At 62.1% G+C, this 19,506-nt stretch carries 25 protein-coding genes and 1 tRNA gene; 16 read left to right on the top strand and 10 right to left on the bottom strand.

What is annotated here, in order from left to right:
- The first annotated feature begins 57 nt into the window (after nt 1–57).
- Complete coding sequence (locus tag Q0844_RS03015) at nt 58–357, top strand: Dabb family protein (RefSeq protein WP_299041955.1); 300 nt, start codon at nt 58–60, stop codon at nt 355–357.
- Here Q0844_RS03015 and Q0844_RS03010 read toward each other — a convergent pair.
- The 7 genes from Q0844_RS03010 to Q0844_RS02980 form a co-directional block, all read right to left on the bottom strand.
- Nucleotides 347–1,030, bottom strand: coding sequence for a DUF2306 domain-containing protein (locus Q0844_RS03010; protein ID WP_299041953.1), 684 nt, complete (start codon nt 1,028–1,030; stop codon nt 347–349). The two genes, Q0844_RS03015 and Q0844_RS03010, sit on opposite strands and share 11 nt — an antisense overlap.
- A gap of 1 nt (nt 1,031) precedes the next feature.
- The gene (locus Q0844_RS03005) at nt 1,032–1,916 is read right to left on the bottom strand and encodes a branched-chain amino acid ABC transporter permease (RefSeq protein ID WP_366523000.1); all 885 of its coding nucleotides are present in this window, start codon (nt 1,914–1,916) and stop codon (nt 1,032–1,034) included.
- 485 nt (nt 1,917–2,401) lie between these two features.
- Nucleotides 2,402–3,412, bottom strand: a complete 1,011-nt coding sequence (locus Q0844_RS03000; RefSeq protein WP_299041951.1) for a branched-chain amino acid ABC transporter permease — start codon at nt 3,410–3,412, stop codon at nt 2,402–2,404.
- Entirely contained in the window at nt 3,412–3,822 is a 411-nt protein-coding gene (locus Q0844_RS02995; protein ID WP_299041949.1) for a hypothetical protein, read from the bottom strand. Before Q0844_RS02995 ends, Q0844_RS03000 begins: the two co-directional genes overlap by 1 nt.
- A gap of 1 nt (nt 3,823) precedes the next feature.
- Complete coding sequence (locus Q0844_RS02990) at nt 3,824–4,645, bottom strand: ABC transporter ATP-binding protein (RefSeq protein WP_299041947.1); 822 nt, start codon at nt 4,643–4,645, stop codon at nt 3,824–3,826.
- A gap of 97 nt (nt 4,646–4,742) precedes the next feature.
- Entirely contained in the window at nt 4,743–5,525 is a 783-nt protein-coding gene (locus Q0844_RS02985; RefSeq protein WP_299041946.1) for an ABC transporter ATP-binding protein, read from the bottom strand.
- Nucleotides 5,526–5,617: 92 nt separating this feature from the next.
- On the bottom strand, nt 5,618–6,817 hold the full coding sequence (locus Q0844_RS02980; protein ID WP_299041944.1) for an ABC transporter substrate-binding protein: 1,200 nt from the start codon (nt 6,815–6,817) through the stop codon (nt 5,618–5,620).
- Nucleotides 6,818–6,973: 156 nt separating this feature from the next.
- Here Q0844_RS02980 and Q0844_RS02975 point away from each other — a divergent pair, with 156 nt between their 5' ends.
- Together Q0844_RS02975 and Q0844_RS02970 are read left to right on the top strand one after the other, a co-directional pair.
- The gene (locus Q0844_RS02975) at nt 6,974–8,062 is read left to right on the top strand and encodes a PQQ-dependent sugar dehydrogenase (RefSeq protein WP_299041943.1); all 1,089 of its coding nucleotides are present in this window, start codon (nt 6,974–6,976) and stop codon (nt 8,060–8,062) included.
- Nucleotides 8,063–8,101: 39 nt separating this feature from the next.
- Nucleotides 8,102–8,485, top strand: coding sequence for a VOC family protein (locus tag Q0844_RS02970; protein WP_299041942.1), 384 nt, complete (start codon nt 8,102–8,104; stop codon nt 8,483–8,485).
- A gap of 29 nt (nt 8,486–8,514) precedes the next feature.
- Here Q0844_RS02970 and Q0844_RS02965 read toward each other — a convergent pair whose 3' ends face one another.
- Nucleotides 8,515–8,712: a hypothetical protein gene (locus Q0844_RS02965; RefSeq protein ID WP_299041939.1), complete on the bottom strand. Its 198-nt coding sequence runs from the start codon at nt 8,710–8,712 to the stop codon at nt 8,515–8,517.
- 67 nt (nt 8,713–8,779) lie between these two features.
- A tRNA-Ser gene (locus Q0844_RS02960) sits at nt 8,780–8,869 on the bottom strand.
- 160 nt (nt 8,870–9,029) lie between these two features.
- On the opposite strand from Q0844_RS02960, the gene Q0844_RS02955 reads away from it, so the two are divergent.
- The 12 genes from Q0844_RS02955 to Q0844_RS02900 all read left to right on the top strand — a co-directional run bounded on the left by Q0844_RS02955 (nt 9,030) and on the right by Q0844_RS02900 (nt 18,647).
- Entirely contained in the window at nt 9,030–9,857 is an 828-nt protein-coding gene (locus tag Q0844_RS02955; protein ID WP_299041937.1) for a DUF2059 domain-containing protein, read from the top strand.
- A complete protein-coding gene (locus Q0844_RS02950; RefSeq protein ID WP_299041936.1) occupies nt 9,858–10,628 on the top strand; it encodes a DUF2059 domain-containing protein in 771 nt (256 codons plus the stop codon).
- Between the two features lie 158 nt (nt 10,629–10,786).
- On the top strand, nt 10,787–11,701 hold the full coding sequence (locus Q0844_RS02945; protein ID WP_299041935.1) for an AraC family transcriptional regulator: 915 nt from the start codon (nt 10,787–10,789) through the stop codon (nt 11,699–11,701).
- A 180-nt stretch (nt 11,702–11,881) separates the two neighbouring features.
- Nucleotides 11,882–12,577, top strand: coding sequence for a 50S ribosomal protein L21 (locus tag Q0844_RS02940; RefSeq protein ID WP_299041933.1), 696 nt, complete (start codon nt 11,882–11,884; stop codon nt 12,575–12,577).
- Nucleotides 12,578–12,589: 12 nt separating this feature from the next.
- The gene (rpmA, locus tag Q0844_RS02935) at nt 12,590–12,859 is read left to right on the top strand and encodes a 50S ribosomal protein L27 (protein WP_299041931.1); all 270 of its coding nucleotides are present in this window, start codon (nt 12,590–12,592) and stop codon (nt 12,857–12,859) included.
- 93 nt (nt 12,860–12,952) lie between these two features.
- Complete coding sequence (locus tag Q0844_RS02930) at nt 12,953–13,456, top strand: GNAT family N-acetyltransferase (protein WP_299041929.1); 504 nt, start codon at nt 12,953–12,955, stop codon at nt 13,454–13,456.
- Nucleotides 13,453–14,004, top strand: a complete 552-nt coding sequence (locus Q0844_RS02925; protein WP_299041927.1) for a GNAT family protein — start codon at nt 13,453–13,455, stop codon at nt 14,002–14,004. The genes Q0844_RS02930 and Q0844_RS02925 overlap by 4 nt, the downstream gene beginning before the upstream one ends.
- Nucleotides 14,001–14,603 carry a LysE family translocator gene (locus Q0844_RS02920; RefSeq protein WP_299041925.1) on the top strand — a complete coding sequence of 201 codons (603 nt, stop codon included), beginning with the start codon at nt 14,001–14,003 and terminating at the stop codon, nt 14,601–14,603. The genes Q0844_RS02925 and Q0844_RS02920 overlap by 4 nt, the downstream gene beginning before the upstream one ends.
- A gap of 2 nt (nt 14,604–14,605) precedes the next feature.
- Complete coding sequence (locus Q0844_RS02915) at nt 14,606–15,142, top strand: GNAT family N-acetyltransferase (RefSeq protein ID WP_299045182.1); 537 nt, start codon at nt 14,606–14,608, stop codon at nt 15,140–15,142.
- Nucleotides 15,143–15,177: 35 nt separating this feature from the next.
- On the top strand, nt 15,178–16,212 hold the full coding sequence (obgE, locus tag Q0844_RS02910) for a GTPase ObgE (RefSeq protein ID WP_299041924.1): 1,035 nt from the start codon (nt 15,178–15,180) through the stop codon (nt 16,210–16,212).
- On the top strand, nt 16,200–17,306 hold the full coding sequence (gene proB, locus Q0844_RS02905; RefSeq protein WP_299041921.1) for a glutamate 5-kinase: 1,107 nt from the start codon (nt 16,200–16,202) through the stop codon (nt 17,304–17,306). The genes obgE and proB overlap by 13 nt, the downstream gene beginning before the upstream one ends.
- A gap of 75 nt (nt 17,307–17,381) precedes the next feature.
- Nucleotides 17,382–18,647 (top strand): glutamate-5-semialdehyde dehydrogenase, encoded by a 1,266-nt coding sequence (locus Q0844_RS02900; protein ID WP_299041918.1) that lies wholly within the window; start codon nt 17,382–17,384, stop codon nt 18,645–18,647.
- On the opposite strand, the gene Q0844_RS02895 is transcribed toward Q0844_RS02900, so the two are convergent.
- Nucleotides 18,644–19,237: a histidine phosphotransferase family protein gene (locus Q0844_RS02895; protein ID WP_299041916.1), complete on the bottom strand. Its 594-nt coding sequence runs from the start codon at nt 19,235–19,237 to the stop codon at nt 18,644–18,646. The two genes, Q0844_RS02900 and Q0844_RS02895, sit on opposite strands and share 4 nt — an antisense overlap.
- Before the next feature lie 38 nt (nt 19,238–19,275).
- Between Q0844_RS02895 and Q0844_RS02890 the strand changes: the two genes are divergently transcribed.
- Nucleotides 19,276–19,458, top strand: coding sequence for a DUF3553 domain-containing protein (locus Q0844_RS02890; RefSeq protein WP_299041914.1), 183 nt, complete (start codon nt 19,276–19,278; stop codon nt 19,456–19,458).
- The last annotated feature ends 48 nt before the right edge of the window (nt 19,459–19,506 follow it).

Genomic DNA, 19,506 nt, shown 5'->3' with positions numbered 1-19,506 from the left:
GGCACCCATATGAAGTGCGGGCGCAGGATGCGCCCGTGCCACACAGGGTCACGTGTCATGCCCGATGCCCATCGTTTGCGCCATGTCGTCTTTTTCCGTGCCCGCGAACGCACGGATGTGGACCGTGTGTTTGACGGCTTGTCCATTCTTGAGAAGAACCCCCATGCCGATGTGATTTCGGTGCGACGCAACACCCGCAATGACGCCCTGTCCGATGAGGTTGATGTGGTGGTCTACGCCGAGTTCCGCGACAGTCAGGCCCTGGCTGACTACAAGGCGCATCCGCTGTATCAGCAATCCATCGACATCGTGCGGCCCCTGCGCGATCTGCGCGTGGCCGCCGACATCACCTTCTGACCGGTTGTGGACGGCGGCGCAGCCACCATTCGAGCACCAACAGGTAGGGCAGGTAGAAGGCCCAGACCTGTATCCGGTCGAACAGGCCGGAAAAGTCGCTTTGCACCCCCATCCCGCAGGTGGCATCCCCCAGGGAACAGGTGATCCCGAACCACAGTCCGTAATGCAGCCGGTAGAACCACGAGCCGAGCCCCAGAATGATCAGCCGCAGGCCCCAGCGGCGGTGACGGTCATAGTCGCGGTGCATGGCAAGACGGGGCGTCTGAATAGCCGCAATGATCATCAGCACGCCATACAGACCAAAGGCGGCCGACATGTCGGTCCCGCCCACCGTTCCGCTGCGCGCGATATACACCAGCCCGCCGATACCCGTCAGCAGTGCCGCGACCGCCAGAAGACGGCCCGAGTTTCGATGCAGGCGCGGCCACCGGCGGCGGATGGGCCCCGCCAACTGGATGACGGACAACGTGGTGACAAGCGCACCCGTCACCATATGGGCAAAAAGCGCCACGATGCTGCCGCGCGGCCCGGTCAGCCGTTCGATGGCGGTGGGGTCACCGGACAGCCCAACCGCGCCGCGATATGCGGCATGCCAGACAAAGCCCTGGATCAGAACGAACAGCAGCAAAAGGCCCGCAATGGTCCATGCGGTGCGGGCCGCGATGCGCTGCATGTCATTTCTCCGGTATCAATCCTCTGGGACTGAACCGTAGCACCAGAAGCAGCACGATCCCCATGGTCAAAAGTCGCATATGCGCCGCCGAGTCCAGCAGGTGTTCGCGCAGCCAGAAGCCGTCGGCCATGCCCGACGTGACCACCTGCATGACCCACAGGCCAATGGGTTCGACCATGACCCACAGCCACCAGATCAGGAACCCCCCCAGCACGGCGCCAAGGTTGTTGCCGGACCCGCCCACGATCACCATGACCCAGACAAGGAAGGTGAAACGCAGCGGCTGGTAGGTGCCGGGCGTCAACTGCCCGTCAAGCGTGGTCATCATCGCGCCCGCAATGCCGCAGATGGCGGAGCCGAGCACGAAGATTTGCAAATGCCGGGCGGTCACGTCCTTGCCCATCGCCTCTGCCGCAACCTCGTTGTCGCGGATGGCGCGCATCATGCGCCCCCACGGGGAATGCAGCGCGCGTTGGGCAAGGATGAAGAGGATCAGCAGGACGACGGTGAAGAGGCCCGCGTAGATTGCCTTGACCCAGAGTGTGGAGGCGGTGACCGGGTCGATCCCAAGGCCGGTGGCGCGTTCCACGAAGGCCGCGTTGTTCTGCAGGTCGATCTCGTAAGGCGCGGGGCGCGGCAGGCCCACCACGTTTTTCACGCCGCGGGCCAGCCAGTCTTCGTTTTTCATGATGGCGATGATGATTTCCGCAATGCCCAGCGTTGCGATGGCGAGGTAGTCGGAACGCAGGCCCAGGGCCGTTTTGCCGATGATCCAAGCCGCCCCTGCTGCCAGCAGTCCGCCCACGGGCCAGGCCAGCAGCACGGGCAGGCCAAGGCCCCCGAGATAGCCTGCGTTGGCGGGGTTGACCGCCTCGACTGCCTGCACGCCGCCGTCAAAGACCGCGCGGTAGATGAAGAACCCGGCGACAAGGATGACAAGCAACCCAATGGTGCGCACCCGCCCCTTGGGCAGCGCGTTATACGCCAGGATGGCGCCAACGATCGTGGCCGCACCAAGCACGAGGGCAAGGATGACCCGCAGGCCACCCGCCGCCCATGCCTCTCCCTCCGGGGGCATGGCGACGAGAACGGTGGCAAGGCCGCCAAGCGCGACAAAGCCCATGATGCCCACGTTGAACAGCCCCGCGAACCCCCATTGCAGGTTCACGCCCAGTGCCATGATGGCGGCAATCAGGCAAAAGTTCAGGATTTGCAGCGCGGTGTCCCAGCTTTGATAGTAGCCGGTTCCGATCAGCATCGCGGCCATGATGGTGAAATAGAGGATGGCCCGCTGGACGCTTCCAGCCGGACCAAAGAGCCACGCCAGAAGACTGTCGATGCGATAATTCCCTGCGTTTGTGCTTTTGTCTGTCATACGGATTTCCCTGCGAACAAACCGGTGGGGCGGAACAGAAGGACGATCAGCAGGATCACGAAGCTCACCGCGAATTTGTAGTCCGTGCTGAGGAGTTGAGCCAGGCCGTCAGGGGCGAGGCTGTCCGGTAGGGCGTAGCCCGCGACCTTCTTCCAGGCATAGGTGATCAGCACTTCGGAGAACGCGATGGTGAAGCCGCCCGCGATGGCCCCCAGCGGGCTGCCCAGACCGCCCACGATGGCAGAGGCGAAGATGGGCAGCAGAAGCTGGAAATAGACAAAGGGCTTGAACGATTTGTCGAGGCCGTAGAGGACGCCCGCCACTGTCGCCAGTGCCGCAACGATCAGCCATGTGACCATGACCACCCGCTCGGGGTTGATGCCCGACAGCAGCGCAAGGTCTTCGTTGTCCGAATAGGCCCGCATGGATTTGCCGGTGCGCGTGCGGTTCAGGAAATAGAACAGCAGCGCCACAACGATAATGGCGGTGATGACCGTGATGCCTTGGGTCGTCTTGATCGCCAGCCCTTCGTCGAGGCCGGTGAGGGCTTTGAACTCACGCACGGAGATGATGAAGCGTTCGCCGTCCGAGAACCGCTGGTCATCGGGGCCGATGATGAAGCGGACAAGGCCGTTCATGATGAACATGACACCGAGGCTGACCATGACGAAGATGATCGGTTTCGCCTTTTGCGTGCGGTAGAAGCGATAGACGCCGCGGTCGGTGGCCAGCACCAGCAGGGCGCAGACGCCGATGCCGAAGGGCAGGGCGAGCAGGGCGGTGGGCAGGGGGCCGGCAGAGATGCCGACAGCCTGGAAGCCCCAGGTGATCAGGATGGTCGCCATGGTGCCAAAGGCCATCGTGTCGCCATGGGCGAAGTTGGAAAAGCGCAGGATGCCGTAGATGAGGGTGACCCCAAGCGCGCCGAGGGCGAGTTGGGAGCCATAGGCGATGGCGGGGATCAGGACGAAGTTGGCAAGGGTGATGAAGGCGTTGAGCAGGTCCATTATTCGATCACCTCGCACGTGCCCAAGTAAAACTGTCCAGCCCCGGGGTTTGCGGCGTATTGAAATGATTGGATCGCTCCACCGCCATCAAATACGGTCAAATGCGACGCCACAGCCTCTCGCATCTGCATGACGATTGCGCGCGCTTCGGAGGTGCCTTTCCACCTGGCGTCCATCATCAGATGGGCTCGGCGCGACAGGTCTCCGCCGCGCCGCACTTGGTATGCGGCGCCGTCCTCGTCTTTCATCAGCCACCTTACGTCTCGCCACGCTGTGACGCAGGGCTGCCCAATGACACAACGTTGGTCAAAGAGGCAGTCCATAGCGACATAGCCGTCGGCAGTTAGATCGGCTTCCGTGAGCGCGATCGCAGGTGAAGACAAGGCAATGATCGCAAGGATCGCCCTCATTTTATCCCCCCAAGAAACTCTTGCGCACGTCCGGGTCGGCCAGCAGTTCCTTGCCCGTCCCCGTATACGCGTTCCGGCCCTGCACCAGCACATAGCCTTTGTCTGCAATCTCGAGCGCCTGACGGGCGTTCTGTTCAACCATCAGGATCGGGATGCCGGTGCGGGCAACCTCGATGATGCGGTCGAACAGCTCATCCATCACGATGGGGCTGACCCCTGCGGTGGGTTCGTCCAGCATCAACACCTTGGGCTGGGTCATCAGCGCGCGGCCCACGGCGACCTGCTGACGCTGGCCGCCCGACAATTCGCCCGCGGGCTGGCGGCGCTTTTCCTTCAGGATCGGGAACAGGTCATACACCTGCGCCATCGTGTCCGAGACATCGTCGCGCCGGATGAAGGCCCCCATTTCCAGGTTCTCCTCGACCGTCATGGACGTGAAGATGTTCGACGTCTGGGGCACAAACCCCATGCCCTTGGCCACGCGGTCCTGCGGGGACAAGTCGGTGATGTCCTCGCCATCCAGCCGGACAGAGCCTTGTCGCACATCCAGCATCCCGAACACGGCCTTCATCGCGGTGGACTTGCCCGCGCCGTTGGGGCCGACGATCACCGCAATCTCGCCCGGGTTCACGGCCACGGTGCAGTCGTGCAGGATGTCCGGACCGGCACCATAGCCGCCTGTCATCGTGTCGCCGATCAGGAACGCCTCGGCCGTGTTCATCGTGCCCTTGGTTCCGGGGGACGCGAGCAGCGATCCGGTGCCGCGCGGGTTTGTGACGGATGCGTCCTTGTTCCCGCGCCCCTCTTGATACGGGTTGCTCATGGCACACCCCACAGTTTCTTCCGACTGAAAATACGATGGGGGTGCGGGGGTGAAACCCCCGCGTCGGTCGGATCGGCGCAGCCAATTCGAAACACGGTCATGCGCCCACCTTGTCCTTGTTCTTCAGGCCGGTGCCCAGATACGCCTCGATCACGTGCTCATTGGCCTTGATCTCGGCCAGGGTTCCTTCGGCCAGCACCTTGCCCTCGGCCATGCAGATGACCGGATCGCAAATCTTTCCGATGAAATCCATGTCGTGCTCGATCACCACGAAAGTATAGTCGCGCTCTTTGTTCAGGCGCAAAATGGCGTCGCCGATGGTGTTCAACAGCGTGCGGTTCACCCCTGCGCCCACCTCGTCCAGAAAGACGATCTTGGCGTCGACCATCATGGTGCGGCCCAGTTCCAGCAGCTTTTTCTGTCCGCCTGACACCTGCCCGGCCTTGTGGTCCGCCAGGTGTTCAACGGTCAGGAACTCAAGGACCTCGTCCGCCTTGGCGGCAAGGGCCCGCTCTTCGTCCGCGATCCGCTTGCGCCCGAACCATGTGTTCCACAGCGTCTCGCCCGATTGTGCGCCGGGCACCATCATCAGGTTCTCGCGGCAGGTCATCGAGCTGAATTCATGTGCGATCTGGAAGGTGCGCAACAGGCCCTTGTGAAACAGGGTGTGCGGCGGCAGGCCGGTGATGTCCTCGCCATCCATGGTCACGCGTCCGGATGTTGGTGGAAGAACGCCCGCGATCACATTGAAAAGAGTGGTTTTTCCAGCGCCATTTGGCCCAATCAGCCCGGTGATGGAGCCCGCTTCGATCGACAGCGATGCGCCATCGACGGCGTGGAACCCGCCGAAATGCTTGTGAATGTCGTCAACGACGATCATGTATATCCCCGTGCTGTCTTAAGAACAGTCTTCAAGATGTTGAAACAGCCCGAGGTTTCGCCTCGGGCTGTCTGTTTGTCCGGATGGTCCGCTTAGCGGTACTTGGCCGTCGTGATCTCGCCGCCATCGATGACGATCTGGCGGTAGTTGCCCGCGCTTTCACCGGGGCCGATCAGTTCAACCGCTGTGGCACCGACATAGTCGATGTCGCCACCGTCCTTGAGGATTTGCAGCGCCTTGGCAAGTTCGCCGGGGAAGATCTGTTCGCCCGGCGCGTTGGCCACGTCCATCAGCTTTTCCTTGTAGTCGTTGCTGTCCTTGGAATCTGCGGCCTGCATGGCCAGCATGATCAAGGCTGCCGCGTCATAGCTTTCGGGCGTGAAGGGCGATGTCGCGTCAAAGGCATCTCCGACCATTTCCGCGAATTTCGCGGCGCCCGGGCTGTCGGTGCCGGGGTGCTGACCGGTCGATCCCTCGATTTCGTCACCGAAGTTTTCCTGCAGCTTTGCGCCGATCATGCCATCGGGGAAGTGGAACGTGTCAAACGCGCCGGAATCGAGCGCGGCCCGCACGATGCCTGAACCGCCCTGGTCCACGTAGCCCGCAACCACCAGGCGATCGCCGCCCGCCGCAGCCAGTGCGCCCACTTCAGCCGAATAGTCGGCCTTGCCGTCTTCGTGCGCCGCGTTGATGGTCACGGTGCCGCCCGCAGCCTCGAAGGCCGCCTGGAAGCTGTCCGCCAGACCTTTGCCGTAGTCATTGTTGGTGTAGGTGACCGCGACTTCCTTGATGCCTTCTTCCATCAGCACTTCGGTCATCACGACGCCCTGGCGCGCGTCCGACGGTGCGGTGCGGAAGAACAGGCCGTTGTCTTCGTTGTCGTTGTGCGACAGGCCGGGCGAGGTGGCCGAGGGGGATACCATGACAACGCCGTTTGCGACGGCCACGTTATTCAGGATCGCGCCGGTGACACCCGAGCAATCGGCGCCCATGATGCCATCGACCTTGTCGGAGGTGACCAGACGTTCTGCCGCCGCCGTTGCAGCGCCCGCGTCGACACAAGTCGAATCGGCGCGCACGGGTGTCACTGTTGCGCTGTCCAGAAGCAGACCGGAATCGGTCACCTCTTTCATTGCCAGCTCGGCCCCGTCCGCCATGGATGGCGTCAGCGATTCAATCGGCCCGGTAAAGCCCAGAATGATACCGATCTTGACTTCTTTGGCGTGGCCGCCCGCAAACGCGGTGCCTGCCATCAATGCCGTTGCGGCCGAAGCCATAAGCAGTTTTTTCATGTGTTTACTCCCTGTGGATCTTTGTCCTGATCGAAAACTAAGCGTGCGTTTGTGAAAAGGAAAGTCGAATAGTCTGCCTTGCCCCACGGGAAAGTGGGTGGATCGGACCTGCGGCGTGACTAGGTTTGTATCAAACCTGATCCCAAGGAGTTGCCCATGCGCCGCTTTGCCGTTCTTGCCTTTGCCCTTTTGCCCACGGGGGCGCTGGCCCTTGAAACAGAACAGGGGGCGGTGTCCGTCTCGGCCATTGTCAGTGGGCTGGATCAACCCTGGGGCGTGGCCGAAACCCCGGACGGCGCGCTGTTGATCACGCAGCGGGGCGGACAGCTGATCCTGGTGCAGGACGGTCAGGCCCGACAGGTCCGCGGCACACCGCGTGTGGCAGCGCAGGGGCAGGGCGGATTGCTGGACATCACCCTTGCCCGCGACTTTGCGGAGAGCCGAACGTTGTTTCTGACCTATTCCAAGCCGCAAGGGGGCGGGTCCGGTACGGCGCTGGCCGCCGCCGAGTTGAGTGCGGATGGAACACGGCTTGAAAACCTGCGCGACCTCTTCGAAAGTGCGCCCGGCGGGACGACCGGACGGCACTTTGGCAGCCGCGTTGTCGAAGCGTCGGATGGCACGCTTTTCGTGACCATTGGCGACCGGGGCGACCGCCCATCGGCACAGGACCGCAGCAACCACAACGGGGCCATCGTGCGGGTCAACCGGGACGGCAGCGTGCCCGCCGACAATCCATTTCTGGGCCAGGATGGCATCCAGCCGCACATCTGGTCCTATGGGCACCGCAATCCGCAGGGTGCGGGCCTTGACGGACGAGGCACGCTCTGGACGGCAGAGCATGGCGCGCGCGGCGGGGACGAAGTGAATCGGGTCAGAAAAGGTGCCAATTTCGGCTGGCCTGTCATTTCCTATGGGGTGCACTATTCCGGCGCCACAATTGGCCAGGGCCAGTCGCAGGAGGGCATGGAGCAGCCCGCGTTCTACTGGGACCCTTCGATGGCTCCGTCCGGTCTCATGATCTATCAGGGCGGCATGTTTCCCGAGTGGCAGGGGGACATGTTCGTCGGCTCGCTCAAGTTCAGCTATATCTCGCGACTGGCCATCGATGGGATCACTGCCCGCGAGCTCGAACAGATCGAGGGGGACGAAACATTGCGGGTGCGCGATATCGTCGAAGCGCCGGATGGAAGCATTCTATTCATTTCCGTCGGCAATGGTGCTGTGTACCGGATGACGCGCTAACCAATTACGGCTAGGGTGCGCCGCAAGAAGGAGAGCCCGATGCCCATTGAACGTCTGGATCACGTGAACCTGCGCACCACGCGGCTTGCCGAGATGATCCAATGGTACGAAGAGATATTGGGCCTGTTCGCCGGGGAGCGGCCCGATTTCGGATTTGACGGCGCCTGGCTTTATGCAGGCGACGTGCCGGTCGTGCATCTGGTTGCGGTAGAGGAGGATGGCGCTGCGGGATCCGAAACCGCGCTGAAGATCGAACATTTTGCCTTTCGCGCGTCGGGCGATGCCGAAGCGTTTCAGGAACGCTTGCAATTGAAGGGCGTGTCGTTCCGCAGGTCCGGCATTGATGCGATGAACCTTGCCGCCTTCAATGTCTGGGACCCGGACGGCAACCACATCCATGTGGATTTCGTGCAAGAGAGCTAGGCGCGGTGCACCTCACCGTCCGGCTGCATTCAGAATGAGAAATCAAACCCGTCCAGATCGGCCAGGCTGACCCTGGTCAGCGTGATCGAATTGCTGGGTGTTTGCGTCGCCGTCCTCCGTACGGTCCGGCCCAGGTTCAGTTCCGCCGGCGCATTGACCGTCGACAGGCCCGAAAGTCGATCCGCTCCAAACTGCCGTGACGGCGACAGCCACGCAGACGGTTTCATGGGCGTGGTGCTCCACCTTGTGTCGCACATGCCCGTCCAACTTTTATGTTGTTGAACTGCAATGAAATGGCGGAGAGACAGGGATTCGAACCCTGGGTGGGCTTGCACCCACAACGGTTTTCGAGACCGCCCCGTTCGACCACTCCGGCACCTCTCCGCGGGGGTCTGGTGCGCCCAATTAGAGGGAACACGGGCCACGCGCAAGGCGGTTTTTGCGCATTCTTGCCCACACGGGAAATTTGATGGACGCGCCGGTAAAAACACATAACCTTGCAATCAACACAACATATCAGAGCAGAAATCAGGAAAGGATTACGATGCGCGCCCTTCGAATTGGCTTTGCGGCCCTCGTACTGACCGTCGCCGCCCCCATGATGGCTTCGGCCGCGGATCGGGCCAAGTTGCAGGACTTTCTGGAAGTCACGGGCTTTGACGTTGCGCTGGAAAGCATACGACTGTCGGCGGAATCCGCCCCGCAGATGCTGGGCATGCAGGCCGAGGATTTTGGCACGGAATGGACGCGCCTGACCACGGATGTCTTCCGGACGGAAACGATGCACGACCTTGCGCTCGACATCCTGGAGCGGACGCTTGAGGATGACATGCTGTCCCACGCGGCAGACTTCTATGCCACCGATCTGGGCCAGCGCCTGGTCGAGGCCGAGAATGCCAGCCATATGAAAGAGGATGACACCCTGAAGCACGAAAGCGGCGAGGCGATCGTTGCGGGGCTTGAGCAATTGGACAGCCCGCGTCTGGCCTATCTCAAGCGCATGAACGAGGCGTCGGATACGGCCGGTGTCAGCGTGCGTGCGATCCAGGAAATTCAGGTGCGGTTTCTGATGGCCGCGGCGGGTGCGGGCGTGATCGAGCTGCAATTGGAAGAGCCGGACCTGCGCGAATTGCTGGCCAGCGACGAAGACGTGTTGAAGCAAGAGATCGCTGCCAGCGCCCTGACCGGTGCGGCCTATACCTACCAGTCCTTTTCGGATGCAGAGGTTCTGGAATACACCGAAGCGCTGGAGCATCCCAAGATGCGCCATGTCTATGATCTGATGAACGCGGTGCAATACGAGATCATGGCCAACAGGTTCGAAGCCTTGGCGCGCGCCATGCAATCCCTGCAACCCAGTCAGGAGCTTTAGATGCGCCTTGCCGCGCTTGGCCTGTCGATCTGTTTTGCGGCGCAATCTGCCTGCGCCGATGTGAACAGATTGATTGATGCGATGGGCATTCCGGAGTTGATCGTGGCCTTTTCAACCGAGGGGGTCGAGGCCGGTCAGGCAATTGACGAGGCATTTCTGGACCGGCAGGGCGGCGACGTCTGGGCCGCAACCGTGCAGCGTTTGTACGATCCGCAGCGGATCGAGGCCGAATTGCGGACCGTCATGGGCGAGGAACTGGATCCGGGCGCGGCGGAACAGGCGCTGCTGTTCTTCGAGAGTGATCTGGGCGCACGCATCGTCGAACTTGAGGTGCAGGCGCGGCAGGCCTTTCTGGATGAGACGATTGAAGAGGCGGCCAAGGTGGCGCCGTCCGCACAGGCCAAACCTGTCACCGATTACCTGCTGGCACGTGACCTGATTGAACGGAACACGGACATCGCCGTGGCGGCACAGGCCGCGTTTCTGGATGGGCTGGCCGATGCATCCGGATCAACAGATGCGCAGCCGAACCTGGACCGTTTGCGGGCCCGCATCCTGACCGACACCGAAAGCTGGCTGCGTGGGTATAACGCGCTGGTGCAATCCGCGATGACAGAGGACGACATCGCCATCTACACCGCCTTCTGGGATACCGAAGTCGGCCAGGCGGTGGACAACGCGCTGTTTCTTGGATTTGGGCAAAGCTATACCACGCTGTCCTATGCGCTGGGGCAAGCGGCGGGGCGTTTGTTGCCTCAGAACGAGCTATAGGCCGATCGCGTCGGGCCAAAACTGCGCATTGTCGCCGCGCGTGTGGAGCGGCGAAAGGACAGGATATTGTTGCAGATATGTGAAAGGCGCCCAAGCGCGTCATAGTGTATGGTGCTGACTTGCACAGGCTTGTGCAAAGCGAACAAAGGGTGCGCACAATGCGAATGGAAGCCGAAGCGACAAAGACATCGATGGCGCACTTTGTCATGCAGGATGCCATCAACAGCTTGCTTAAGACCGGCCAGGTCGACGTCGAGGCGAACACGGTTTACGACGCGTCCGGTATGCAGGCCGCCCGATTTTCCGCGCGGTCCCATTCCAGCAGTATTAAAATGTCCGATCAAATCACGTTGATCTCGACCATTGACAGCGAAGGCCACGTAAAAACCCGAATGGATGGCCGCGCCGGGCAGCATGATGTGACGTCCGGGCTGCTGTATTTTGTGCCTGAGGGTGTGCATCAAGAATATGAGTTCGATGGCACCACACGCAACACGCTGATCACGCTTGACACGACGCTTGTTCAGCGGGTGAAGGAAGATAACCCGGAATTCCGATCCGCCCCGACGGACGACCCAAGGATGGCCTTTCGCAATCCGAGACTGGCGCGCAAGATGGCGGCCCTGATCGAACTGGCGGCGCGCCAGGATATGGGTTGGCGGTCGATGACCGAGGCGTGCAACACGCAGATTGCGGTCGAACTGATGAAGTCTCTTTGCAACGCGGTCGAACGCGCCGTGAAACCGTTGACACGTACGGAACTGAGCGCGGTTCGGGATTTTGTTCAGGACAATCTCGAAGAGAATATCGGCCTCGAAGAGGTCTCGGCCCTGCTTCAACGCGACATCTTCGGCTTTGGACGCTCCTTCAAATCGGCCACCGGCATGACTTTTCACCAGTACCTGACGCAGATGCGCGTCGATCAGGCGCGCCGCCTTCTGACCGAAACCGCGATGCCCCTGGTCGAGATCGCCTATGCCTGCGGGTTCAGTTCGCAGGCGCATCTGACCACCGTGGTGGGCCGCCATCTTGGCCTGACCCCCGGCACAATCAGGCAACAGGCACAGGCGTGACACTTAGACGTTGACAACCCCGACCTCTTGGCCCAAAAGCCGCGCAGTCGCCGCTGGGTTCTCCCGGCGGTGCTTTATTTCGTAATGACGCCCCATGCAGGGCGCGCTGTTCGAGGCGGCGAAAGCCAACAACACCGGGCAACCGGGGCCACAGAACGCGGCTGACAAAGGAAGAACGCAATGTTCGCGGTTATGAAAACCGGCGGCAAACAGTACAAAGTTCAATCGGGCGACACGCTCCGCGTTGAAAAACTGGCCGCAAATGCAGGTGACAAAGTCCAATTCAACGAAGTGCTGATGGTTGGTGGCGACGCGCCCCAGGTCGGTTCCCCCGTTGTCGCGGGCGCGGGCGTCCAGGCCGAAGTCATCGAACAGATCAAAGGCCCCAAGACGATCAATTTCGTCAAGCGTCGCCGGAAGCACAGTTCGAAACGCACCAAGGGCCACCGTCAGCAACTGACGCTGGTGAAGATCACCGACATCCTCGCCTCTGGCGCGGACAAGTCGGGCGTGATGGCCGCCGAAAACGGCGCGGGCTTTGGCGCGGCCGCAGCTGCTGCCGCCCCGAAGAAAGCCAAGAAGGCCGCAGCGCCCAAAGCCGAGGCCCCAAAAGCCGAAGCCAAGGCAGAGCCAAAGAAAGAAGCCAAGAAAGCCGCGCCCAAGACGGCCGCAGCCGGGGCTGACGATCTGAAGGAACTGTCGGGTGTGGGTCCCGCGCTTGAGAAGAAGCTGCACGAAAACGGTGTCACCACCTTCGCGCAGATTGCAGCATGGACCCCCGAGGACGTTGCTGATATGGACGAGAAACTGTCTTTCAAAGGCCGGATCGAGCGTGAAGGCTGGATCGAACAGGCCAAAGAAAAGACCCAAGGCTAAGGAGAGAGACGCATGGCACACAAAAAAGCAGGCGGTTCATCCCGTAACGGTCGCGATTCCGCGGGCCGCCGTCTTGGCGTGAAGAAATATGGCGGTGAAGCTGTCATTCCCGGCAACATCATCGTGCGTCAGCGCGGCACCAAGTTCTGGCCAGCCGAAGGCGTGGGCATGGGCAAGGATCACACGATCTTTGCAACTGTCGATGGCTCTGTGACCTTCCACAAGGGTCTCAAGAACCGCACGTTTATTTCGGTCCTGCCGGCGGCGGAGGCCGCAGAGTAAGCCGCGCCCGAAAGGTTTTGACAAAATCAGGGATCGGCGGAAACGCCGGTCCCTTTTCCGTTTCCGCCCCCCGCAACCAGCGAGGACGGTCTGATGACAGACCATATGACAACCCAACGCCTGATACTGCGAATGCCCGAGCAGCGGGACGCCGCCGCCATTGCCGCCCTTGTCGGCGATCTTGAGGTGTCGCGCTGGCTGACCCGTGTGCCGCACCCCTATGGCCTGAAGGATGCGCATGAATTCATCGCGCGCGTGGCTGTCGGCAGTGGCCACACATTCATGATCTGTGTCGGTGATCAGGTGGTCGGCTGCATTGGAACACAAGGCGAACTTGGCTATTGGCTGGGCAAGAACCACTGGGGGCAGGGCTATGCATCAGAGGCGGCGCGCGCCATGATCACCCGTCACTTTGGGTACGGCCATAATGAATTGCAAAGTGGCCATTTCATGGAAAACGCGGCCTCGCGCCATGTGTTAGAAAAGCTGGGATTTGTGCGCACCTCGCAAGAGCAGGCCCGCAGCCCCGCCACAGGGGACTGCCACGTTCTGCAACGTATGGTTCTAACCCAAAGCCGGTGGGAGGCGCAGACATGAATACTGTGGCCAAACCCGTTTTGCGCGGGCACCGCGTTGTGCTGCGTGATGTCCTGCCCGGGGACGTCGATAGACGGTTTGCACTGGGGAACACGCCCGACATCATCAGGATGTTTGGTGGTGATCCCGGTCAGGTGCGCGACATCACGCGCGACGCGGCCGAGGCCTGGGTCAACGCCTTGCAAACCGATGCCAACGCGTGGGTGATCGAGGCCGAGGCGCGGCTGCTTGGGTCCGTGCGCCTGCACACGGTCAACCATGCCGACAAGCGCGCGCAGATTGCCATTGGCATTCTTGACCCTGCGGCCCTGGGCAAGGGCCTTGGTACCGAGGCCATGCGGGTTCTGGCCGCGCACGCCTTCGACCAGATTGGCCTGCACCGGTTGGGATGCCGCGTGCTTGACTTCAATGACCGCGCCGTCGCCGCCTATGAAAAGGTGGGTTTCAAGGTCGAAGGGCGCGAACGCGAAGCGGCGCTGATCGGCAAGGACTGGCACGATGACCTGATCATGGGTCTGCTCGACCGTGATCTGGTGCGTCTGACATGAGTGTCGCGGCCGCCACCTTCGCCGTCTTCGCGGCCAGCCAGGTGGGGACGCCGGGGCCTGCAAACATGGCGCTGCTGGCCACCGGTGCGCGCTATGGCTTTCGGGCGGCGCTGCCCTTTGTGGCCGGCGTGGCGGTGGGGAAACAATTCGTGATCTGGCCTGTTGGCTTTGGCCTGATGGAACTGGCCGCGCGCGCCCCTTGGGTGTTCGAGACACTCAAATATGTCTCCGCCGCCTACATCATCTGGTTGGCGTGGAAGGTGTCGCAACTGCGCCTTGGCCCCTCCGATCACGCACCAAAGGCGCCGGGTTTCGTTGCTGGGTTGATCGTTCACCCCCTGAACCCAAAGGCATGGGCGATGATCGTTGCAGGTTTTACCGGGTTTGTGGCGCCGGGTACGGACCCGTTTGTCGCAACTGCAACCATCGCCGGGATATTGCTGGCCACGCAGGTGGTCTTGCATCCGTTATGGACACTTGCCGGTGATCGGATCGCGCGCACCCTCGCAGGAACGCGTGCGGAACCCTATCTGATGTATACCCTTGCCGCCCTTACGGTGGCATCGGTTCTGTTTGTTCTGTTCGGAGGAGGAACATGACGATGGAGATGGAGAAAATCGTGACCCAAAACGTGATCGAGACCGAGCGCTTTGTGCTGCGCCCGCTGCGTCGGTCGGACATGGGGCTGATCGAGATGTATGCCGGCGACAAACGCGTGGCCTGCAATACACAGTCCATCCCGCACCCGCTTCCCCCCGGAATGATCGAAGCCTTTGTCGCGCGGTCCATGGCGGACGAGCGGGACGAGGATGTGTGGGCTATGGACGGTTTGAAATCGGGCGGGGCCGAAGTGATGGGTCTGATCTCTTTGACCCGGATGGATCGCAACCAGTCCGAAGTCGGGTATTGGGTCGCGCCGCATTTCTGGAACACCGGGCTGGCGTCTGATGCCGTTCAGGCGCTGGTCGAGGCGAACCCGATGGACCATGCGACGATGTTCGCGTCTGTGTTTCAGGACAATCCGGCCTCGGCCCGTGTGCTGACCCATTGCGGGTTCGAATATCTGGGCGATGCCGAAAGCTTCTCTGTCGCGCGGGATGCAACGGTGCCCACCTGGACCTATAGCCGCAAACTCTGATTGCGGGGGGCGCACCCCCGCGCTAGGACGACCCCATGAAATTTCTTGATCTGGCCAAGGTCTACATCCGCTCGGGTGCAGGCGGAAACGGGTGCATCTCGTTCCGGCGCGAAAAATACATTGAATACGGGGGGCCCGACGGCGGTGACGGCGGTGGGGGCGGATCCGTCATCGCCGAAGCCGTGGACGGGCTGAACACGCTGATCGACTTCCGCTACCAGCAGCACTTCTTTGCCAAGAACGGCCAACCCGGTATGGGGCGGCAGCGCACCGGCAAGGACGGCGACGACATCCTGCTGCGTGTCCCCGCGGGGACAGAAATCCTGGACGAAGACCAGGAGACGGTGATCGCGGACCTGGTAAACGTCGGTGACACGGTTGAACTGGCGCGCGGTGGCAATGGTGGCTGGGGCAACCTGCATTTCAAATCTGCAACCAACCAGGCCCCACGCCGTGCCAATCCCGGGCAGGAGGGGGTCGAGCGCACGCTCTGGCTGCGCCTGAAACTGATTGCCGATGTGGGGCTGCTGGGTCTGCCCAATGCCGGCAAGTCCACGTTCCTGGCCACGACGTCAAATGCGCGGCCCAAGATCGCGGATTATCCGTTCACGACGCTGCACCCGAACCTGGGCGTCGTGGGCGTCGACAACACCGAATTCGTGGTGGCCGACATTCCCGGTCTGATCGAAGGTGCCTCCGAAGGGCGCGGCCTTGGGGACCTGTTCCTGGGCCATGTCGAACGCTGCGCGGTTCTGCTGCATTTGGTCGATGGCACATCACAGACGGTTGCCGAGGACTACGCCACCATCATCGGCGAGCTGGAAGCCTATGGCGGCGATCTGGCCGACAAGCCGCGCGTGACCGTTCTGAACAAGATCGACGCCCTGGACGACGAGGAACGCGCCGCCGCCCGCGCCGCGCTCGTAGAGGCGTCGGGTGGTCCGGTCATGCTGATGTCGAGCGTGGCGCGCGAGGGGGTCACCGAGGTGCTGCGCGCATTGCGCGGTCAGATCGACGATGACCGCCTGCGCCATCGCCCCGCGGAAGAGGAAGACCCATGGCGTCCCTGATCACCGCCACGCGGCTGGTGGTCAAGATCGGGTCGGCCCTTCTGGTGGACCGGACCACGGGGGCGTTGCGCAACGACTGGCTGAGCGCCCTGGCGGAGGACGTAGCCTGGCTGACGGGGCAGGGCGTGCAGGTCGTGCTGGTGTCGTCCGGGTCGATCGCGTTGGGGCGGGGCGTGTTGCAATTGCCCGCCACGGACCTAGCGTTGGAACAGTCTCAGGCGGCCGCGGCGGTGGGCCAGATCCGCCTGGCGCGCGCCTATGAAGAGGCGCTTGCGCCCCATGGCATCACCACCGCACAGGTGTTGATGACGCTTGAGGACAGCCGTGACCGCCGCCGCTACCTGAATTCGCGTGCGACGCTTGAACAACTGGTTGGTTTGGGCGTGGTGCCCATCGTGAACGAAAACGACACGATTGCCACGGACGAGATCCGCTTTGGCGACAACGACCGCCTTGCGGCGCAGATTGCCGCGACCATAGGGGCCGATATGCTGGTGCTGCTGTCGGATGTGGATGGCTTTTATTCCGCCAACCCGACCGAAGACGCCACCGCGACACGGTATGACGTGATTGATCATATCACCCCGGCGATCGAGGCGATGGCGGGGGATGCGGGCTCCGGTCTGTCCAAGGGCGGCATGAAGACCAAGCTGATGGCCGCCAAGACGGCCACGGCAGCAGGGTGTGCCATGGCGATCTGCCACGGGGCGGCGCTGCGCCCGCTGACGGCCCTGCACACAGGGGCCAACGCCACGTGGTTTACGGCCACGCTCGACCCGCAAGTGGCCCGCAAGCGCTGGATTGCGGCGATGAAACCGCTTGGCGCGGTGACGCTGGATGCAGGGGCCGCGCGGGCTTTGTCAAATGGAAACAGCCTGTTACCCGCTGGTGTTCATGCGGTTACAGGGACGTTTGGGCGCGGCGACCCGGTCGCGATCACCGGGCCGGACGGGCATCAGCTTGGGCTGGGTCTGAGCCGCTATACCGCTGAGGAAGCGCAAAAGATCAAGGGCCACCAGAGTGCCGAGATCGAAGCGTTGCTGGGATATCCGGGCCGCGCTGCACTGATCCACCGTGATGATATGGCACTGTGATCTTCTTCCGACTACAAATACGACCGCCGGAGGCATCGAAATCCTCTGGACCCCTGCCTGCAAAGGACGCGACCGATGAAAGACTTCGCTGACATTCCCACCCTGATGGCCAACATCGGCGCCCGCGCCAGATCCGCAGCGGCAACGCTGGCCTTTGCCAGCGCTGAACGCAAGCACGCTGCCTTGATTGCTGCAGCCGAACACGTCTGGAACAGTCGCGAGGCCATCATCGTCGCCAATGACAAGGACATGGTATTTGGCCGCGACAAGGGGCTGTCGGATGCCATGTTGGACCGGCTGCGACTGGATGAAGACCGCATTCGGGGCATCGTGGACGGTTTGCGCGCCGTGGCAGAACAGGCCGACCCAGTGGGCGAGGTTCTGGCCGAATGGACCCAGCCCACGGGTCTGAACATTCAGCGCGTGCGCACGCCGCTGGGGGTCGTTGGTGTCATCTATGAAAGCCGCCCCAACGTGACGGCTGACGCAGGCGCGCTGTGTCTGAAGGCCGGGAACGCGGTGATCCTGCGCGGCGGGTCCGAAAGCTTCCATTCGTCCGGCGCGATACATGCGGCGCTGCAGGCGGGGTTGCGCGATGCGAACCTGCCCGAGGACGCGGTCCAACTGGTACCCACGCGCGACCGGGCCGCGGTCAGCGAGATGCTGACCATGACCGACACCATTGATGTGATCGTGCCGCGTGGGGGCAAGGGGTTGGTCGGGCTGGTGCAACGTGAGGCTCGGGTGCCTGTCTTTGCCCATCTTGAGGGCATCGTGCACATCTATATCGACAAGGCTGCGGATCCCGAAAAGGTGCTGAGGGTCGTGCTGAATGCCAAGACGCGGCGCACGGGGATCTGCGGCGCGGCAGAGTGTCTCTTGATCCACGAAGACGTGGCCACGACCATGGGGCGGGGCGTTGTGAAGGCGCTGATGGATGCCGGTGTGCGCGTGCACGCGGACGTCGCCTTGCAGAGCATCGAAGGGGTCATGGCCGCCACCGATGAGGACTGGGGCAAAGAGTATCTGGACATGGATATTGCCGCCCGCGTCATCCCGGACATCGACGCTGCCATTGCCCATATCCGGACGCATGGATCAAACCACACTGATTGTATCCTGACAGAGGATGCCCAGGCGGCTGCGCAGTTCTTCAATCAGTTGGACAGCGCGATCCTGATGCACAATGCCTCCACCCAGTTTGCGGATGGCGGCGAGTTCGGCATGGGGGCCGAGATCGGGATTGCCACCGGCAAGATGCACGCGCGTGGACCCGTGGGCGCGGCCCAGCTGACCAGTTTCAAGTATCTTGTTCGGGGGGACGGGACCGTCCGCGCCTAAAACCGGATCGACACGAAGTCCGGTGTTGTTTGCGTATGCAAGGCCCGTTGCGCGTCAGACGCGACCGCGGGCAGCAGCGCAAACTGGACATGGGCCGGGGCAAGTTCATCCACGTCTTGTCCTTTCAGCAGACCCCAAAGCGCATCATCCACGCTTTGCTTGGCCGAATGGCCCGTGATGTCCCAGGCCCCGTCGCAGCACGCGATTTCGACCCGACCGCCATAGGGCAGGCTGGTTTCTAGGCATTGCACGGCAAGGAAGGCCATGCGCACCGCCCACCGGGGTTGCGGGTCAAGCGGACCGTAGAACACCTTCAACCGCCCGCCCCGCATGCTGTCGGAAAGGATCGACACGACTTCGGCCCGGCCCAGCATCTGTTCGCTGGCGGCACCATATGCGATGCGGAAAAACCGGATGCGCGCACTGGCATTGCCCACGCTTTCCGAGATCAGATCAAGTTCGGGCCCTTCGCGGGCATCCGACATCCCCAAAAGTTCCAGCCCGTTGTTGATCGCGCCGATTGGGGATATGAGGTCGTGGCAAATACGGCTGCCGATCAGGGCGGCAAGGTTGATATTACTCTGGCCCATATGTGGCCTCCCAATTCAGCGATGGGTGGATCCCGTTCATGGAAGATCTGAATGCCATTCTGGCCCCCGGTATGTTCGTGCGTCATCCGCAGTACGAAGACTGGGGAATCGGGCAGGTCCAAAGCAACATCGCGGCCAAGGTCACCGTCAATTTCCCCAACGAGGGCAAGGTGGTGATTGATGGGACGCGGGTTGCGTTGATACCCGTATTTGATGCCTGAACATCCTTTCCGAAGTGTTAACATGATGCAACCTCAGGTCGCGCCCTA

Origin of the sequence: uncultured Tateyamaria sp., from assembly GCF_947503465.1 — a bacterium.
GTDB lineage: Bacteria > Pseudomonadota > Alphaproteobacteria > Rhodobacterales > Rhodobacteraceae > Tateyamaria.
This window is presented reverse-complemented; position numbering and strand designations above follow the sequence as displayed.

Coding starts and splice junctions, on each gene's coding strand:
- obgE (WP_299041924.1), top strand. CDS start 15,178: ATGAAATTTCTTGATCTGGCCAAGGTCTACATCCGCTCGGGTGCAGGC.
- proB (WP_299041921.1), top strand. CDS start 16,200: ATGGCGTCCCTGATCACCGCCACGCGGCTGGTGGTCAAGATCGGGTCG.
- Q0844_RS02925 (WP_299041927.1), top strand. CDS start 13,453: ATGAATACTGTGGCCAAACCCGTTTTGCGCGGGCACCGCGTTGTGCTG.
- Q0844_RS02970 (WP_299041942.1), top strand. CDS start 8,102: ATGCCCATTGAACGTCTGGATCACGTGAACCTGCGCACCACGCGGCTT.
- Q0844_RS02990 (WP_299041947.1), bottom strand. CDS start 4,645: ATGAGCAACCCGTATCAAGAGGGGCGCGGGAACAAGGACGCATCCGTC.
- Q0844_RS02940 (WP_299041933.1), top strand. CDS start 11,882: ATGTTCGCGGTTATGAAAACCGGCGGCAAACAGTACAAAGTTCAATCG.
- Q0844_RS02945 (WP_299041935.1), top strand. CDS start 10,787: ATGCGAATGGAAGCCGAAGCGACAAAGACATCGATGGCGCACTTTGTC.
- Q0844_RS02920 (WP_299041925.1), top strand. CDS start 14,001: ATGAGTGTCGCGGCCGCCACCTTCGCCGTCTTCGCGGCCAGCCAGGTG.
- Q0844_RS03015 (WP_299041955.1), top strand. CDS start 58: ATGCCCGATGCCCATCGTTTGCGCCATGTCGTCTTTTTCCGTGCCCGC.
- Q0844_RS03010 (WP_299041953.1), bottom strand. CDS start 1,030: ATGCAGCGCATCGCGGCCCGCACCGCATGGACCATTGCGGGCCTTTTG.
- Q0844_RS02980 (WP_299041944.1), bottom strand. CDS start 6,817: ATGAAAAAACTGCTTATGGCTTCGGCCGCAACGGCATTGATGGCAGGC.
- Q0844_RS02955 (WP_299041937.1), top strand. CDS start 9,030: ATGCGCGCCCTTCGAATTGGCTTTGCGGCCCTCGTACTGACCGTCGCC.
- Q0844_RS02950 (WP_299041936.1), top strand. CDS start 9,858: ATGCGCCTTGCCGCGCTTGGCCTGTCGATCTGTTTTGCGGCGCAATCT.
- rpmA (WP_299041931.1), top strand. CDS start 12,590: ATGGCACACAAAAAAGCAGGCGGTTCATCCCGTAACGGTCGCGATTCC.
- Q0844_RS02985 (WP_299041946.1), bottom strand. CDS start 5,525: ATGATCGTCGTTGACGACATTCACAAGCATTTCGGCGGGTTCCACGCC.
- Q0844_RS02895 (WP_299041916.1), bottom strand. CDS start 19,237: ATGGGCCAGAGTAATATCAACCTTGCCGCCCTGATCGGCAGCCGTATT.
- Q0844_RS02965 (WP_299041939.1), bottom strand. CDS start 8,712: ATGAAACCGTCTGCGTGGCTGTCGCCGTCACGGCAGTTTGGAGCGGAT.
- Q0844_RS02930 (WP_299041929.1), top strand. CDS start 12,953: ATGACAGACCATATGACAACCCAACGCCTGATACTGCGAATGCCCGAG.
- Q0844_RS03000 (WP_299041951.1), bottom strand. CDS start 3,412: ATGGACCTGCTCAACGCCTTCATCACCCTTGCCAACTTCGTCCTGATC.
- Q0844_RS02915 (WP_299045182.1), top strand. CDS start 14,606: ATGGAGATGGAGAAAATCGTGACCCAAAACGTGATCGAGACCGAGCGC.
- Q0844_RS02900 (WP_299041918.1), top strand. CDS start 17,382: ATGAAAGACTTCGCTGACATTCCCACCCTGATGGCCAACATCGGCGCC.
- Q0844_RS02890 (WP_299041914.1), top strand. CDS start 19,276: ATGGAAGATCTGAATGCCATTCTGGCCCCCGGTATGTTCGTGCGTCAT.
- Q0844_RS02995 (WP_299041949.1), bottom strand. CDS start 3,822: ATGAGGGCGATCCTTGCGATCATTGCCTTGTCTTCACCTGCGATCGCG.
- Q0844_RS02975 (WP_299041943.1), top strand. CDS start 6,974: ATGCGCCGCTTTGCCGTTCTTGCCTTTGCCCTTTTGCCCACGGGGGCG.